13 protein-coding genes are annotated in these 16,102 nt (G+C 54.7%); 6 read left to right on the top strand and 7 right to left on the bottom strand.

Annotated features, from left to right (window positions below):
• Positions 1-91: 91 nt before the first annotated feature.
• Positions 92-1,804: a urocanate hydratase gene (hutU, locus tag B051_RS0107195; protein WP_018477513.1), complete on the bottom strand. Its 1,713-nt coding sequence runs from the start codon at positions 1,802-1,804 to the stop codon at positions 92-94.
• 120 nt (positions 1,805-1,924) lie between these two features.
• On the opposite strand from hutU, the gene B051_RS0107190 reads away from it, so the two are divergent.
• Positions 1,925-2,548: a class I SAM-dependent methyltransferase gene (locus B051_RS0107190; protein WP_018477512.1), complete on the top strand. Its 624-nt coding sequence runs from the start codon at positions 1,925-1,927 to the stop codon at positions 2,546-2,548.
• A 289-nt stretch (positions 2,549-2,837) separates the two neighbouring features.
• Positions 2,838-4,334 carry a S8 family peptidase gene (locus B051_RS0107185; RefSeq protein WP_018477511.1) on the top strand — a complete coding sequence of 499 codons (1,497 nt, stop codon included), beginning with the start codon at positions 2,838-2,840 and terminating at the stop codon, positions 4,332-4,334.
• 72 nt (positions 4,335-4,406) lie between these two features.
• Here B051_RS0107185 and B051_RS0107180 read toward each other — a convergent pair whose 3' ends face one another.
• From B051_RS0107180 to B051_RS0107170, 3 genes are all read right to left on the bottom strand, one after another.
• Positions 4,407-5,450, bottom strand: a complete 1,044-nt coding sequence (locus B051_RS0107180; protein WP_018477510.1) for an NAD(P)-dependent alcohol dehydrogenase — start codon at positions 5,448-5,450, stop codon at positions 4,407-4,409.
• A 79-nt stretch (positions 5,451-5,529) separates the two neighbouring features.
• Positions 5,530-6,432 carry an SMP-30/gluconolactonase/LRE family protein gene (locus B051_RS0107175; RefSeq protein WP_018477509.1) on the bottom strand — a complete coding sequence of 301 codons (903 nt, stop codon included), beginning with the start codon at positions 6,430-6,432 and terminating at the stop codon, positions 5,530-5,532.
• Positions 6,433-6,514: 82 nt separating this feature from the next.
• Complete coding sequence (locus tag B051_RS0107170) at positions 6,515-7,009, bottom strand: c-type cytochrome (RefSeq protein ID WP_018477508.1); 495 nt, start codon at positions 7,007-7,009, stop codon at positions 6,515-6,517.
• 185 nt (positions 7,010-7,194) lie between these two features.
• Here B051_RS0107170 and B051_RS0107165 point away from each other — a divergent pair, with 185 nt between their 5' ends.
• Positions 7,195-9,627, top strand: a complete 2,433-nt coding sequence (locus tag B051_RS0107165) for a zinc-dependent metalloprotease (protein WP_018477507.1) — start codon at positions 7,195-7,197, stop codon at positions 9,625-9,627.
• A gap of 56 nt (positions 9,628-9,683) precedes the next feature.
• Complete coding sequence (locus B051_RS0107160) at positions 9,684-10,352, top strand: hypothetical protein (protein ID WP_018477506.1); 669 nt, start codon at positions 9,684-9,686, stop codon at positions 10,350-10,352.
• A 167-nt stretch (positions 10,353-10,519) separates the two neighbouring features.
• On the opposite strand, the gene B051_RS0107155 is transcribed toward B051_RS0107160, so the two are convergent.
• Positions 10,520-10,783, bottom strand: coding sequence for a hypothetical protein (locus tag B051_RS0107155; protein ID WP_018477505.1), 264 nt, complete (start codon positions 10,781-10,783; stop codon positions 10,520-10,522).
• 237 nt (positions 10,784-11,020) lie between these two features.
• Between B051_RS0107155 and brnQ the strand changes: the two genes are divergently transcribed.
• Positions 11,021-12,373, top strand: a complete 1,353-nt coding sequence (gene brnQ, locus B051_RS0107150) for a branched-chain amino acid transport system II carrier protein (protein ID WP_322786339.1) — start codon at positions 11,021-11,023, stop codon at positions 12,371-12,373.
• Positions 12,374-12,502: 129 nt separating this feature from the next.
• Positions 12,503-13,624, top strand: a complete 1,122-nt coding sequence (locus tag B051_RS21015; RefSeq protein ID WP_018477502.1) for a pseudouridine synthase — start codon at positions 12,503-12,505, stop codon at positions 13,622-13,624.
• Between the two features lie 140 nt (positions 13,625-13,764).
• On the opposite strand, the gene B051_RS0107140 is transcribed toward B051_RS21015, so the two are convergent.
• On the bottom strand, positions 13,765-14,619 hold the full coding sequence (locus tag B051_RS0107140; RefSeq protein WP_018477501.1) for a pirin family protein: 855 nt from the start codon (positions 14,617-14,619) through the stop codon (positions 13,765-13,767).
• Positions 14,620-14,885: 266 nt separating this feature from the next.
• Positions 14,886-15,566 carry a type 1 glutamine amidotransferase domain-containing protein gene (locus B051_RS0107135; RefSeq protein WP_018477500.1) on the bottom strand — a complete coding sequence of 227 codons (681 nt, stop codon included), beginning with the start codon at positions 15,564-15,566 and terminating at the stop codon, positions 14,886-14,888.
• Positions 15,567-16,102 lie beyond the last annotated feature (536 nt).

The following is a 16,102-nucleotide window of genomic DNA, read 5'->3' as shown; positions in this document are numbered from 1 at the left end:
GTTTACAGATTATCCTTCCAAGGCCAGCTGGAAACCAGCCACAAGTTTCGTACAACAGATTTCCCGCTCTGGCTGGAAGGAAAGACAGAAGCTACAGTTTCAACCCGAACTTCTCGGCGTTGTCCTGTGCCGTTTCATAGCCGGCGTCGGCGTGGCGGAAGATGCCCATGGCCGGGTCGTTGTGCAGTACGCGGCTCAGGCAGCGGTCGGCACGCTCGGTGCCGTCGGCCAGAATCACCATGCCGGCATGCTGCGAATACCCTATACCTACGCCTCCTCCGTGGTGGAACGACACCCAGGTAGCACCGCCGGCGGTGTTGGACATCAGGTTGAGCAGCGGCCAATCCGAAACGGCATCAGAGCCATCCAGCATACCTTCCGTCTCGCGGTAGGGTGAGGCCACGGAGCCGCAGTCGAGGTGGTCGCGGCCAATCACGATGGGTGCTTTCACTTTTCCATCGCGCACCAGTTGGTTGAACATAAGCCCGGCCTTCTCGCGCTCGCCCATACCCAGCCAGCAGATGCGGCACGGCAGCCCTTGGAAAGCCACCTTCTCCTCGGCCTGCTCCAGCCAATTAATCATGTGCGAGTTCTCGGGGAAAAGCTCTTTAAGCGCCTCGTCCGTCACACGTATATCCTCTGGGTCGCCGGATAGTGCCGCCCAACGGAATGGTCCCTTGCCCTCGCAGAAGAGCGGACGCATGTACTCCGGCACGAAGCCCGGTATGTTAAACGCATTTTGTTCGCCGCCTTGTTGTGCGAACTCGCGGAGGTTGTTGCCATAGTCGAAGGTGCGGCTGCCCCGGCGCTGCAGTTCCAGCATGAAGCTCACGTGACGTGCCATGCTCTTGAGGGAGCGGGATTTGTATTCCTGTGGATTGCTTTCACGAAGTGACTTCGCCTCCTCTAAAGTCATTCCGTTGGGTACATAGCCGTTAATGGGGTCGTGGGCGGAGGTTTGGTCGGTGAGAATTTCCGGGGTGATGTTGTCCTGAATCAGTCTTTCCAGCACATCGCCGATGTCGCCTACCAGACCGATGGAGATGGCCTCTCCTTTCTCCTTCGCCTCCAGCGCCCAGCGCTTCGCTTCTTCGTAGTCGTAGGTCATTTTGTCAATGTAGCGGGTCTCCAGGCGCTTCCTGATGCGCTCCGGGTCCACGTCCACGCCCAGAAACGTAGCGCCGGCAATGGTAGCCGCCAAAGGCTGGGCACCACCCATACCGCCCAGTCCGCCAGTCACGAGCAGCTTGTGGCGCAAGTCGCCGTTGAAGTGGATTCTGCCGCAGGCCGCGAAAGTCTCGTAAGTGCCTTGCAGGATACCCTGGGTGCCAATGTAAATCCAGCTTCCAGCCGTCATTTGCCCGTACATCATCAGGCCGCGGGCGCGTAGCTCGTTGAAGTGTTCCCAAGTGGCCCAATGCGGCACCAGGTTGGAATTGGCGATGAGCACACGCGGCGCCTCCGTATGCGTGCGCACCTTGCCCACCGGCTTGCCCGACTGCACCAGCAGACTTTCGTCCTCCTCCAGGTTCAGCAGCACTTCTATGATTTTTTGAGCATCGGCCACAGTCCGCGCCGCTTGTCCTATACCTCCATATACTACCAGCCGGCTGGGGTCCTCAGCCACCTCATCGGTCAGGTTGTTCAGGAACATGCGCAGCGCAGCTTCTGTCTGCCAGTTCTTGGCGTTGAGCTCGGGCCCGGTCGGCGGAATGTAAGTCGGGTGGTTGGCATATTTCTGAATAAACTCCTTAACTGAGAGATTGGAGCGGGTTGTGGTTGCGGCTTCTGAGGTGCTATTCATAGTTTTTTTATCGTATATTCCTGTTCAATATTCTTAAAAAAAAGGCAGAAAGGGTAGGAAAATCATGCTTAATTTCGCCTTGCGCTGCTGCATGTGTTCCTGTACCTATACCTATACGCTATGTTTCACCTGCCCATCACCTCCCTCAAAGCCCAGTTCGGCGACTTAGACCTCTACCTGTTCGACCAGTTACTCAAAGGCCGCATCCAGAAAGGCATGAAGCTGCTGGATGCCGGCTGCGGCACTGGGCGCAACCTACACTACCTGCTGCAAGCTGGCGTGCAGGTATACGCGGCTGACGTGTCAGAGGAAGCGGTGCGGCGTGTACGGCACATGACGCTGGAGGTAGCACCTACCCTGCCGGCCCGCAATTTCGTGGTGGCGGACGTGGAGGCAATGCCCTTCTTTGATGCTGAGTTTGACGTGGTGCTGTGCAGCGCCGTGTTGCACTTTGCCCGCAGCGAAGCCCACTTTCGAGCCATGGTTCAGGAGATGTGGCGGGTGCTTCGGCCGGGAGGCATGCTTTTCTGCCGCTTCGGCACCACCATTGGGCTAGAAGGCAAGTTGGAGCACCTGCAGGAGCGATTGTACCGTATGGCACACGGTCCTGTCTGGTTCCTTGCCGACGAGGAGTTGCTGCTGAAACTGGAGCAACAGCTGGGGAGCGAAAGGCTGGAGCCGCTTAAGACGGTGCTGGTGGAACAAGAGCGGGCCATGACCACCTGGGTGCTCCGGAAACCTTAAAATAGCTCTTTCAAGAGAATTGGATGTATCTGCTGATTGGCTATCGTGCTGAATCAGCCAGTCACTCCTATACCTTATTCCGGGATTAAGCAGACAATACTAGTCGCTTTGGTGTTCTGTGTACATTTCGATTAAATTTATCGGCATCAGCCAAAAAATTTATTGGTTTATGCAAATCAAATTCCCTATATTCAAGTTCGCTTGTATAGAACAACTTCTATTGAGCAAATCGATAGTCGCCTTACTTGACCCTTACAAACTATTCACTAACCCTTATTTGACAGATTACATGCTTAACAAAAGTTTTACCCGACGCATCCTCCTGTACCCGGCGCTAGTTGCCTTAGCCGGTCTCATCAGCTGCAACCCCGATGAAGAAATGTCTCCGGAAGGCACCATCGCCCAAAGCGCCATCAGTGCGGCAGCCAAAGGCGAAGCGGCCCCCGGTATCACCCTCCGCTCCAAGCACTACATCGTGATTGGCTCATCGGAGACGCTGCCTTCAGGTATAGAGCAGGAACTACAAGGTATGGGTGGAAAAGTAACCGCTCTAATGGCAGGAGCTGGTGTGGTCGCCGTTTCGTCTGATGACCCGAACTTCATAGCCAAAGCAAGCAAACTGAGCGGTGTGCGCTCCGTGGTGCGCGACCTGGAAATACAGTGGTATAATCCGGAGCAGATGAAGACGCAGGAGTTCACTGAAGGAGCCACAAACAACGTGAACCCACCAAGCACTGCGGATGACGACCCAGGGTTCTCCTTACAATGGGGACATACAGCTGTTCAAGCACCTGCCGCTTGGAACACAGGAGCCCGCGGACAGGGGGTGCGTGTGGCAGTGTTGGACGGAGGATTTGATTTGAATCATCCGGATTTAGCTCCGAATGTTGATATGAAGGCAAGCGCCTCTTTCATACCAGGAGAAATCCTGCAGTATGACCCTGCTCGGGGAGATGGTTTCAGTCACGGCACGCACGTGGCCGGCACTATTGGCGCGGTAGACAATGACATGGGTGTGATAGGTATAGCACCTGACGCTCAAATGATTTTGGTGAAAGTGCTGCGCGACTCCGGCTCCGGTCCCTTCTCTTCTATCCTGCAAGGTATTGTTTGGGCCTCCATGCAAGGTGCTGATGTCATCAACATGAGTTTGGGAGCAGCTCTGCCACGCAATGGCAAGTTTCTGGATGACAATGGAACGCCAGACGACACTTCTGATGACTTCGTGGTGAGCGATACTAAGGCTGTCCAGGAGCTACTTGTGGCCTTTACCCGCATCACCAACTTCGCACACCAGAATGGCTCTACCTTGATAGCGGCTGCTGGCAATGACGGCAACAATGGTCAACGGGACGGTTCGCTGATGTACATACCGGCGCATGCGCCTAACGTGATTTCAATTTCGGCTACGGCTCCCACTGGTTGGGCGTTCAACACCAACACGAACCTGGATGTGCCGGCAGCTTATACAAACTTCGGAGTTTCTGATGTGGACTTCGCTGCACCGGGTGGTGACACCAAACTTTACCCTAAGAATGGTTACCATTACGATATGGTGCTGAGTTTAGGTCACCAAAGCTATACGTGGTCCGCCGGCACCAGCATGGCGGCTCCGCACGCATCGGGTGTTGCGGCCCTCATCATCAGTGCCAATGGCGGCCAGATGGACCCTGCTCAAGTAAAAGCGGTGCTTCGTGCCTCTGCTGATGACCTGGGCAAGCCGGGACGCGATTCGTTCTATGGCTATGGCCGCATCAACGCGTTCAAAGCCGTGACTGCGCAATAGGTATAGCCAGCATTACAAACGAAAAGGGCTTTCGCTACAGTAGCGGAAGCCCTTTTCGTTTTCAGGAAAATTTTACAGCGTGGCCATGTCTATCACAAACCTATACTTCACATCGCTGCGGAGCATGCGTTCGTAGGCGGTGTTAATTTCAGCTATCGGTATGAGTTCGATGTCGGATAGGATGCTGTGCTCAGCACAGAAGTCCAGCATCTCTTGTGTCTCCCGTATACCTCCTATCATGGAGCCTACGAGGCGTTTTCGGCGAGCTATCAAACTGAAACCGGCCACTGTGGATGGCTCTGGTGGCGCGCCCAGCAGAATCATGGTGCCGTCGCGTTTCAGCATAGACAGGTATAGGTTGTAGTCATGCGGTGCGGAAACCGTGTCGATGATGAAGTCGAAGGAGTTGCGGAGCTGCTTCAGCGTGGCTTCGTCTTTGGTCACGGCGAAGTTGTGCGCGCCCAGGTCCAGCGCATCCTGCTTCTTGTTCGGAGAGGTGCTCAGCACCGTCACGTCGGCCCCCTTGGCGGCCGCAATCTTCACAGCCATGTGTCCCAATCCACCCAAGCCTACTATACCTACACGGTGCCCTTTGCCGATTTTCCACTCCATGATGGGCGAGTACGTGGTGATGCCTGCACACAGCAGGGGTGCCACTCGTGCCAAATCCAGGTTTTCCGGCACTTTCAAGGTATAGTTCTCGTCCACCACAATCTGGGAGGAGTAGCCGCCGTAGGTGATGGTTCTGTTGTCGAGTTCGTAGCTGTTGTAGGTGCCTACGTTGTGTACTTCGCAGTACTGCTCCAGGCCTTCTCTGCAGCTGTCGCAGGTGCGGCAGGAGTCCACGAAACAGCCCACGCCAGCCAAGTCGCCTTCCTTGAACTTCTTCACGCTGCTGCCCACCTTACTCACCACGCCGACAATCTCGTGGCCGGGCACCAGCGGGTACATGGCGCCGCCCCACTCGTCGCGCACCTGGTGCAGGTCCGAGTGGCAGACGCCACAGAATTTAATGTCAATCAGCACGTCATGTTCCCCCACTTCGCGGCGCTCCAGGCTGAACGGCCCAAGCGGACTGGTAGGGTCAAATGCGGCATAAGCTTTAGCTGGAATCATAGTCTGACTGGTTATGTGTTGTGTAAAAAAAATCGGTTGCTGCCTGAGCAGCCTTTATAAAAGTGCAGATTAAAAAGGTTTAAACCGCTCCAACAAAATAATGGGCGGGTACGCCTCGCACCCCAGGCTTCACAGAGAACAGGCCCCCACTCTGCGGATATTTTTTCAATTTCTCTTCATCAAGCCCTTCCCTGGCCGTTGTGATGTAAAGCGTGTCCAGGTTCTCACCACCAAAGGCGCAGGAAGTGGTCTGGGGAGTCGGAACAGTCACCCGCTGGAGTAACTTGCCTGTGGCGGGGTCGTAGCATACCACGGCGCCTCCGCCATGCAGCGCAATCCACAGATTGCCGTCCACATCGATGGTCATGCCATCCGGGGAGCCATCTGCTTTTGGCACCTCAACCACCAAGCGGCTGTTACTTATAGCGCCAGTCTCGTGGTCGTAGTCAAAGGCCTGTACCTGTTGGGTGCGTGTGTCGGTGAAATACATGGTTTTCCGGTCAGCTGTCCAGACGATGCCGTTGGCGATGGTGAGGTTGTCCAGCACCTGTTCAGTGCTGCCGTCTTTCTCCATGCGGTATAGCGCCGCGGCTCCTTTGCGTGTATCGAGTGCCATAGTGCCTACCCAGAACCTGCCCGACGGGTCACACTTGCCATCGTTGAACCGGATATCTTCTTCCTCAATTGGGTTGGTGATGAAGGTGAGCTTGCCTGTATCTGTATCTATACGATGGATGCCACTCTGAAGCGCGACCAGCGCGCCTCCGCCCTGCACCGGCACCACGGTGCCAATCCGTGAACCGACAGACCATACCTTGTCCTCCCCCGATGCGGGGTCGTAGAGGTGGAGTGCTTTACCCTCGATGTCGACCCAGTAGAGCAGGTGCTGCTCCGGGTGCCACAAGGCTCCTTCGCCCAGCGTCGCCTTCGCGTCCAAGACGAGTTTAGCCTCCATGTCCGCAGTCTCCTGAGATTTGCTCATTCCTGATTTGGATGTCAAACAAATGAAAACAAAAAAGCTGTCCCTATACCTGTCAGGTATAGGGACAGCCCTTGTAACGTGGTTATTTCCGGAGCGACAGAATGTACCGGGCCATCTCCTTGGCATCCTCTTGCGGGATGTTCGGGTGCGGCGTCATCGGAATCTGTCCCCATACGCCTGCACCGCCCTGTATGATTTTGTTGGCCAGGTAATCTGTGTTCTTGTCGTTCGCCTCGTACTTCTGTGCCACCTCCTCATAAGACGGTCCCACCAGTTTCTGGTCCACTTTATGACAGGCGAGACAGTCGGAACCGGCTATGAGCTTTTCGCCCTTCGCAAAATCGCCCGCCAGTGCCTCTTCGGTGCCGGTGCCGGCTACGGTGCCTTCCTCGTCTGCTACCTTGGTGTTGTCAGCGGGCACAGTGGCCGGTTTGCTTGGAGCCGGTCGTGTAGCGGCTGTCGCTGTGGTGTCGGGTTGGTAGTTCGGGTCGTAGTAGCGCTCGTACTCAGATTTTGGCTCGCTACCGCAGGCACTCAGCAGCACACAGGCAGAGAGGACAGAGAGTATTCTTTTCATGTTTTTGTAAGATTAGTTTCGACTCGTGCCCGGGGCACATACAAAGTGTATGTACTGAGCAGAACCCGTAAGGTTTCCGCCTCGGTAGTTTTTGAACGTTCTATACCTTCCTTATATTTTAGAATTGCTATTTTCTAAATTCGTATCTTACCCTCTCTTTCTACTTAAAACAGTCTACAGAAACCATGAAATCACCCTTTTACATGAGGCTTTGGCTGCTGCTGCTTCCGCTCTTGATGGCAGGCTCCGGCTTCGCCCAAAGCCTGCCCGGTATAGCTTCCAAAACGGCTGGTATGAAAAAGTACCCCGGTTACTTCAGCTTTTACTGGGACGAAAACAACGGAAAAATCTGGCTCGAGATTGACCGCTTCAACCAGGATTTCCTGTACGTGAACTCCCTGCCCGGTGGACTTGGCTCCAACGATATTGGGCTGGACCGAGGCCAGTTGGGCGGGCAGCGCATCGTCTCATTCCAGAAAGTAGGCCCCAAAATCCTGCTGGTGCAGCCCAACCTGCGCTACCGCGCCATCACTGACAATCAAAACGAGGCCCGTGCCGTGGAAGAGTCCTTCGCGCAGTCGGTGCTGTGGGGATTCAAGGCGGAGGCCGCTGATGGGAACAGGGTACTGGTAGACGCCACCGAGTTCCTGCTGCGCGATGCGCACGACGTAATTGGCAGCATCAAGCGGGCGAACCAAGGTACGTATCGGCTTGATGCCAGTCGCTCGGCGCTATACCTGCCCCGCACCAAGAACTTCCCGAAGAATACCGAATTTGAATCCACCCTCACCTTCACAGGTGATAACGGCGGCTACCTTGTCCGCAGTGTGACGCCTGACGAGCAGGCCATCACCCTGCGCCAGCACCACTCGTTCATCGAACTGCCCGACAATGGCTATACGCCACGGGAGGCCGACCCACGCGCCGGCTATTTCGGCATCTCCTACTTCGATTATGCCACTCCGGTAGGCGAAGACATCGAGAAGCGTTACATCGCCCGCCACCGCTTGCAGAAGAAAAACCCGTCGGCTAAGGTATCGGAGCCGGTGAAGCCGATTGTGTACTACGTGGACAATGGTGCTCCCGAACCTATCCGCTCGGCGCTGCTGGACGGTGCCCGTTGGTGGAACCAGGCCTTTGAGGCAGCCGGGTATAAGGATGCTTTCCGGGTGGAGGTGCTGCCTGACACTGCCGACCCTATGGATGTGCGCTACAACATGATACAATGGGTGCACCGCAGCACCCGCGGCTGGTCCTACGGCGCTTCCGTCATAGACCCGCGCACCGGCGAAATCATCAAAGGGCACGTATCACTGGGGTCTCTACGCGTGCGTCAGGACTACCTGATAGCCGAGGGTTTGCTGGCCCCCTATGAGGAAGGCAAGCCGGCCAACAAAGCGATGCTCGACATGGCGCTGGCGCGCATCAGGCAGCTGTCGGCGCACGAACTGGGCCATACTTTGGGCATCATGCACAACTACGACGCCAACAACAATGCCTCCGTCATGGACTACCCGCACCCGCAGGTGAAGCTTGATCGCTCCGGAAGAATCGACTTAAACAGCGCCTATGGCACCAGCATCGGGGAATGGGACAAACTGGCCGTGGCTTACGGCTACCAGGATTTCCCGAAGGGCACGAATGAGCAGAAGGCGCTGGACGAGCTGCTGGCGCAAGGCAGGGCGCGCGGCCTGTCGTTCATCTCCGACACTGATGCCCGCGCACCGGGAGGAGCCCACCCCACCGCCCACCTTTGGGACAATGGCAAAAACGCCACCGAGGAACTGCTGCATGTGCTGGAGGTGCGCCAGAAAGCGCTCCAGAACTTCTCCGAGAAAAACATCAAAACCGGTGCCCCTATGAGCAAGCTGGAAGACGTGTTGGTGCCTATCTACAACTTCCATCGCTACCAGACCGAGGCGGCGGCCAAGCTGGTGGGCGGCGTGAACTATACTTACGCCCTGCGCGGCGATAAGCAGGTGGTAACCGAAGTACTGGACAAGCGGGAACAGCAGAAAGCGTTGGAAGCCATGCTGAAGACCATCTCGCCAGAGGTGCTGACCCTGCCCGAGGATATCATCCGACTGATTCCGCCTCGGGCGCCGGGGCTGGGCAATAACCGGGAGCTTTTTGCCAAGCGCACAGGCCTTACCTTCGACCCATTGGCTGCTGCACAGGCCTCTGCTGACTTCTCTATCTCCTTTCTGCTGCACCCGGAGCGTGCCTCCCGTCTGGTGGAACTGGGCGCCCGCAGCAACAGCCTCAGCCTGCAGGACGTGACGAACCAACTGCTGGAAAACACCTGGAAGAGCCGCCGCCAGGATGGGCTGGCCGCACAGGTGCAGTTGCAGACCGAACAGGTAGTGCTCACACACCTGATGGCGCTGGCCCAGAATGAAAACGCCTCGTACCAGGCGCGCGCCGTAGCCGCCGCCGCGCTCGACCAAATCAAGCAGCACGCAACCAGCCAGGCCAAGCGCACCCGCGACGATGGCTACAAAGCCCATCTGGACTTTGCTTTGGCCCGGATGGAGAAACCTGAGGAAGTGAAACCGACTAAAGTGCTCAGCCTGCCACCCGGTGCTCCTATCGGAAGCGGTGTGATGGGTTGTGACTAGTTAAAAAGTATGAAACAGCACGAGTTAATGTACAGCATCAAATGAGTACTACTCTCATGAAAAAAACATTCTGCTTACTCGTAGGTATGCTGTGGCTGCTATGTTCCTGCAAAAGCGATGCTCCGCTTCCTGAGGTTCCTTTGGAGGATTTCTTCGTGGCGTTTGTCGTGGATGGGAAAGAGAAGGTGTTGATAACGCAACGGCTGAACCCGGAGGTACAGGTACATGCGCAGACTAGTATCACACCAAGAACCAGTCCTGAACTGTCAAAGCTGCAATACAGAACGGTGATAGGTAACTATCAGTCCGGGGCCGCGTTTGATTTCACCCACAGCACGGACAAGCAAATATGGCAGCAAGGGGGCGAGTACGCGGATGGGTTTCTTCAGTACATCCGAAAACAAGTGCTGTCAGCGCCTGTCAGCTTCGCCCCAGCCAACGACACCCGGGGATTGGCTATCACGTTCGAGTTTGGTGACAGCAGGATGGGCGGTTTCCGTTCCATACTGCTAAAAGAAGTGAATGGCGTTATATCCCCTGTCCCTGCTGATCAGCAGAATTCCACCTTCGTTATCACCCGGCATGAGAAAATCAAGGTCAAAGACCTTCATTATGGCAGCTTTAATTCAGAGATGATTGAAGGGACATTCAACATGAAACTATACAGCCACGAAGGTGCTATCACAATCACCGATGGCAAGTTCAAAATGTTCCTGACGATGTAAAACCCACATTCAGTTACCACAGCCTGATGGCTTGGCATCTGAATCAAGTTTTGTTCGATTGGGTAGTAAAAAACGACCGGCCTCTGTCAGCGCTATACTGACAGAGGCCGGTCGTTTTTACAGGTATAGCTCAGGGACGCTAGAGGCAGTGCGCAGGTATAGCGGGGTTACTTTTGGAACTTCAGGTAGTCCTGTATGTCCATACCCTCCAGGTAAGGCTCCAGCACATCTACCGCACGCGCTGACTTTTTGAACGTACTGAAGACTTCCGCGTCCCTCCCGGACCACAGTTCCACAAAGGTATGGTGCAAGGCAAAAAGCGTCACCGTCCAGCCTTTGTGGTGGCGTTGGGCAATCAGGGTGCCGTCCCTGGCGATAGCCTCTTCCTGGCTCCGGAACGGGAGCCTTTCAAACATGGAGTACTCTAACATACTGACAATGGTAAGGGTCGGAATTAATAAGGGAAGCAGAAAAAAATTAGTTTCATTTTACTATACGGCTAACCTTAAAACTTAAATATTGCATCATTCATGAGATAATATTTTGTAGTTCTGCCAAGCCATTTTTGCACTCCTTTTTCTGCCTCTGGCCCAAAACACAAGATAAATGTAGGTTTTTGACCTTTTGGATATTTACTTGCAGTTCAATTAATTCCATTCTCCCAGTAAGTGCGAAATATAGTGAAAGCAGGAAACATCTCATTCAAAGAAACATTTTTCATTGGTTTAATGCTCTTCGCCATCTTCTTTGGCGCGGGTAATCTCATCTTCCCTTTGTCGCTTGGACAAGCCGCCGGCACCGAACTCATACCTGCCATCGTCGGGTTTCTGATGACTGGGGTGGGGCTGCCGTTGCTCGGGGTAATTGCCATTGGTATGTCCAAGAATGAGGATGTGCAGACCATCTCGGCCAGGGTGCATCCCTGGTTCGGGTTGCTGTTTCCTGTTATCATCTACCTGACTATCGGTCCTTTGTTTGCCGTACCCAGGACGGGCACCGTGTCCTATGAAATCGGGGTTGCGCCGTTCCTGCCAGACGCCTTGAAAGCCTCCAGCATCAGCATGATGTTGTACTCAGTTGTCTTTTTCGGAGTGACTTACTGGCTCGCCCTGAACCCCGGCAAAATCGTGGACCGCATCGGGAAGCTTCTCACGCCGGTGCTGCTGCTCATCCTGCTTGCTTTGCTGGCCAAGAGCGTGGCCACTCCCCTGGGCATCATACAGGCACCGTTGGCGGCTTATGAGTCTGCTCCCTTCTTCAAGGGATTCCAGGAAGGCTACCTGACCATGGACACCATCGGCTCCTTCGTGTTCGGCCTCATCGTCATAAACGCCATACGCTCCAAGGGTGTTGACAGCCCCAGGCAAATTGCCAAGGTATGCACTATAGCGGGTCTGGTGGCGGCTAGCGGTCTGGCGCTGGTTTACATCGGGCTGTCCTATGCAGGCGCCACTAGCGTGGAGGCCATCGGGCACCTAGAGAATGGCGGACTCATCATCAGCCGTGTTTCAGACCTGCAGTTCGGGGTGTGGGGCAGCCTGATACTTAGCGTCGCCATCATATTCGCCTGCCTCACCACCAGTATTGGTCTGGTCGTCGCCTGCTCCAGTTTCTTCAACAACCTGCGCCCCTCCATCTCCTACAAGACCTATGTGCTGGTGCTGACGCTGGTGAGTGCCCTTATCTCGAACGTAGGTCTAACCCAGATAATCTCTTTTTCTATCCCTGTTCTGGTGGCCATCTATCCTATCGTCATTGTACTGATAGCCTTGACGCTGTTCGGCTCGCTGCTCCGCAAGAGGACGGCAGTCTATACCTGGTCTGTGCTGTTGACCGGCATTGTGAGTGTGGTGGACGGCTTCAACGCGGCGGGCATTGAACTGGGCATCAGCAAGGTATTTGCAACGTATTTGCCGCTGTTCAGCCTAGGCATGGGTTGGCTAGCTCCGGCCATAGTGGGGGGTGTGATTGGCTATGTGCTTTCATTCCGCCAGTCGGCTTATGCGCTTTCCAACGAGTAAACACACCTGTTCCATTTCCGTGATGACATGAGGGAGTAGGTAAAGCTATATTTTCCCGTAATTTTGCCTCTTATTCAAAACGGGCGTACAACGGGGAAAGGCGCATTACAGCCCCACGCCCTCAATACCATGGAACCAAAAAGACTCAACAAATACATCAGCGACACGGGCTTCTGCTCGCGGCGCGACGCGGACCAACTCATAGAGCAGGGCCGGGTGACGGTGAACGGCAAAATCCCTACAGACCCGGGCATGAAGGTGACACCCAAGGACAAGGTGCGCATCGATGACGAAACGCTCGTGGTGAAGGAGGAGAAGCCGGTATACCTCATCTTCAACAAACCCGCCAACATGTCGGCCACCTCAGATTCCTCGGTGCGCGACAACGTGGTACGGGCCATCAACTTTCCGGCCTCGCTGGAGCCAACAGCCATGCTGGAGCGCGAGGCCGAAGGCATCATCTTCCTGAGCAACGACGGCGACTTCGTGCGCCATGTCAAGCGCTCTGACAACAAGTATGAGAAGGAGTATGTGGTGACGGTGGACAAACTGATTACGGCCGATTTCCTGCAGAAGATAAGCGGTGGCGGGGCGCCTATACCTGGGGAGGAACGCAAGAACAATTCCGTTTCCAAGGAGGCGCAGACACGTTTTCGCATTACGCTCAAACCCGGCACAGACCACTACCTCAAGCGCATGTGCGAGAGCCTGGGCTACAAGGTGGTGCACCTGCAACGGGTGGGCTTCGGCGACTTCTCCCTTGCTAAACTACCCACCGGTCATTGGCGCGTGCTTACGCCCCAGGAGGTGAACAGCCTGCTGCAACCCGGCATGGCAGCTTCGGAGAGGAGGTCAAGCGGCAGCATCTACAGCAAACCAGACAAAACAGCCCGTACGGAAAGAACGGGCGCCAGAAGCGGAGCCGATAGAAGCAAAGACGCTAAAAGCCGTAGCACGTCTCCCCGCGGTCCCAGGAAATCGGACGACAGGCCCCCCAGCAACGCCTCTTCCAGAAGTGCCAAAAGCTCGGACGATAGAAAAACCGGTGCCTCTACTCGCGGTGCTAAGAGCGCTGCTACCGACAGGAAAAGTACAGCGCCTAAATCAGGTGCAGGTAGCCCTGCCAGAAGCACCAGGGATGGCTCATTCAAAGGCGGCTCCAAATCAGGAACCGGCAGAGGCGCGGCTCCTAAAGGCGCCTCTGGCAGAAGAAGCGATACTCTAAAAGGTGGCCCAAAGAAAGGTCGTTAAGACAAGGCTCCCCATTTAAACATTCGAAATAGATTCGAGTGATATAAAAACCCTCCTGCAGCATATGCCTGCAGGAGGGTTTTTATTTTAAAGGGACAGGATGCTATACCTGCTTGCCTATACCTGCACTAGCCTATTTATCAACTCTCCCAGCTGCCCATTTTGCCCAGCTGGTAATCGCGGAAGGCCTCCTGTATCTCCTCCTCGGTGTTCATCACGAAGGGTCCGTGCGAAACCACCGGCTCTTTGTACGGCAGGGCGTGGCCGAACAGGATATAGGCATCTTCGGTGGCTTCCACTTTCACTTCTTTCCCTTCGTTGGAGAACTCCACCAGCGTCAGTTTTTCGGCGGTCTCGCCGTTCACCGTCACTGTGCCGCGCACCACGTAGAAGAAGATGTTCCGCTCCGAAGGGATGTTGTAGACGAACTCCCCACCTTGCCGCAGTTCAATGCTGACCATGTGGATGTCGCTCAGGCTTTGGATGGGTGCCTGCACCTCGCCCCAATTTCCCGATACCACATTCACCCGTACGTTGCCATTATCCAGTTCCACCACCGGTATTTTGTCTTTCTGAAGGCCGATGTACTTAGGCTCGGTCATTTTGTGCTTGGCAGGCAGGTTGAACCACAGCTGCAGAATCTCCAGCGGCCCTCCCTCCTGCTTGAACTTGTCTGAAGATACCTCGGCGTGTATCAAGCCCCGACCAGCCGTCATCCATTGTACACCGCCAGCCTCTATCACGTCTTTCCCTCCGCCGGTGTCCTGGTGCATAATATCGCCTTCCAGAATGAAGGTCAGCGTTTCGAAGCCGCGGTGCGGGTGCGGCCCAAACGGAAGGCCTCTGTTGTTGGGTTTGTATACCTGCGGGCCGTGGTGGTTGAGGAACAGGAAAGGGTCAATATACTCCACTTCGCGCGTAGGCAGGGCTCTGTAGGTGACCAAGTCAGCTATAGGCGCATATTGTGGCTTATGTTTCTTCTTGATTTTTCGCATGGGTATGGAAGTGTTTTTTCTCCGCAATTTAGTGTATATACATCAATTAAGATAGCACCTGTGCGCTATACCTCTGCCGTGCTACCACGTGCTTATTTAGGAAACAGACTCGGCATGTTTGGTATAACATGCTTATAAAGTAAATGGGTCTTCGCCATAGGCACTGCTTAACATAAGTATCCCACCAAACCCTTTGCAGATTTGGTGGGATGTTACGCTACACTGATAGGTAGGTATACGTTTTCGGTGCGATTTGGTCGGCCGGCTTATTTGCGGAGCATCCGGAGCAGTTCCTCCGCTGCTGGCTCAGAAGACGCCGGGTTTTGCCCCGTTATCAGTAGGCCATCCGTCACCACGTAAGGTTGCCAATCATCTGTCTTGGAGTAATGCCCACCCAGTTCCTTCAGCCTGTCCTCTACCAGGAAAGGCACGATATTGGTCAGTTGCACGGCCTCCTCCTCGGTATTGGTGAAGCCCGCTACTTTCTTACCTTTCACCAGCGGCTCTCCGTTTGCGGTTTTTGCCTCCGCCAGCACTGCCGGTCCATGGCAGACGGCGGCGACAGGCTTTTGCTGTTTCGTGAAATCCTCTATCAAACGGATAGAGTCACGGTCGTTAGCCAGGTCCCACAGTGGTCCGTGCCCACCTGGGTAGAACACAGCGTCGTAATCCTCCGCCCGTACCTCGCTTAGTTTTTTGGTGCGGGAGAGTTTGTGCTGCAGGTCATCGTCCTCATAGAAACGCCTGGTAGCCTCGGTCTGGGCATCCGGCTCGGTGCTTTTGGGGTCAATGGGTGGCTGCCCGCCTTTTGGGGATGCAAGGTCAACTTCTACTCCTTCATCCGCCAAGGTATAATAAGGCGCAGCAAACTCCTCCACCCAAAAGCCTGTTTTCTTGCCAGTGTCCCCTAATTTATCGTGAGAGGTCAATACGAATAATACTTTCATAGCTTGTTGATGTTTTCAATGTTGTATCTTTTACTTACGGGATGTATTGTCTTTTGTAGAAATCAACCAAAGAGATAAGTGGATAAGTAGTGGCTACCGCTGCGCAACGGGTATAGTTCTAACCCCTTCTTTCCTTTTCAATGTGTTGGTCTGTTCATGGAATATCCCTTTGTTCAACCGCCTTTGTATGTTGTAAGCTGTATTGTTGTTTTTTAGCATTGCGCGCGCGCAGCTTCCTTTATACTCTACTGCTGAATGGTTTCCCCCCTGCGCCTCCCGAGCATAGGAATCGGGAGCGATTGACATCCCCCTGCCCTCTTCGAAGGGGGACTTTTCCTGTACGAACTGTCATTTCTTTTCATTTTTGTCATTTCGACGTTAGGAGAAATCTGTTACCCTTCGAGCCGCACATTTAGCGTCAGCGCAGATGCGGCTTTTATGAGGATTTCTGTAAACCTCCCATATCTCACCGCCGGTTCTCGCTGCGCTTGCAACGGCGGTGGCTACGGTAACAGATTCCTCCTAACGTCGGAATG

This window comes from Pontibacter roseus DSM 17521 (genome assembly GCF_000373265.1).
GTDB classification, from domain to species: domain Bacteria; phylum Bacteroidota; class Bacteroidia; order Cytophagales; family Hymenobacteraceae; genus Pontibacter; species Pontibacter roseus.
This window is presented reverse-complemented; position numbering and strand designations above follow the sequence as displayed.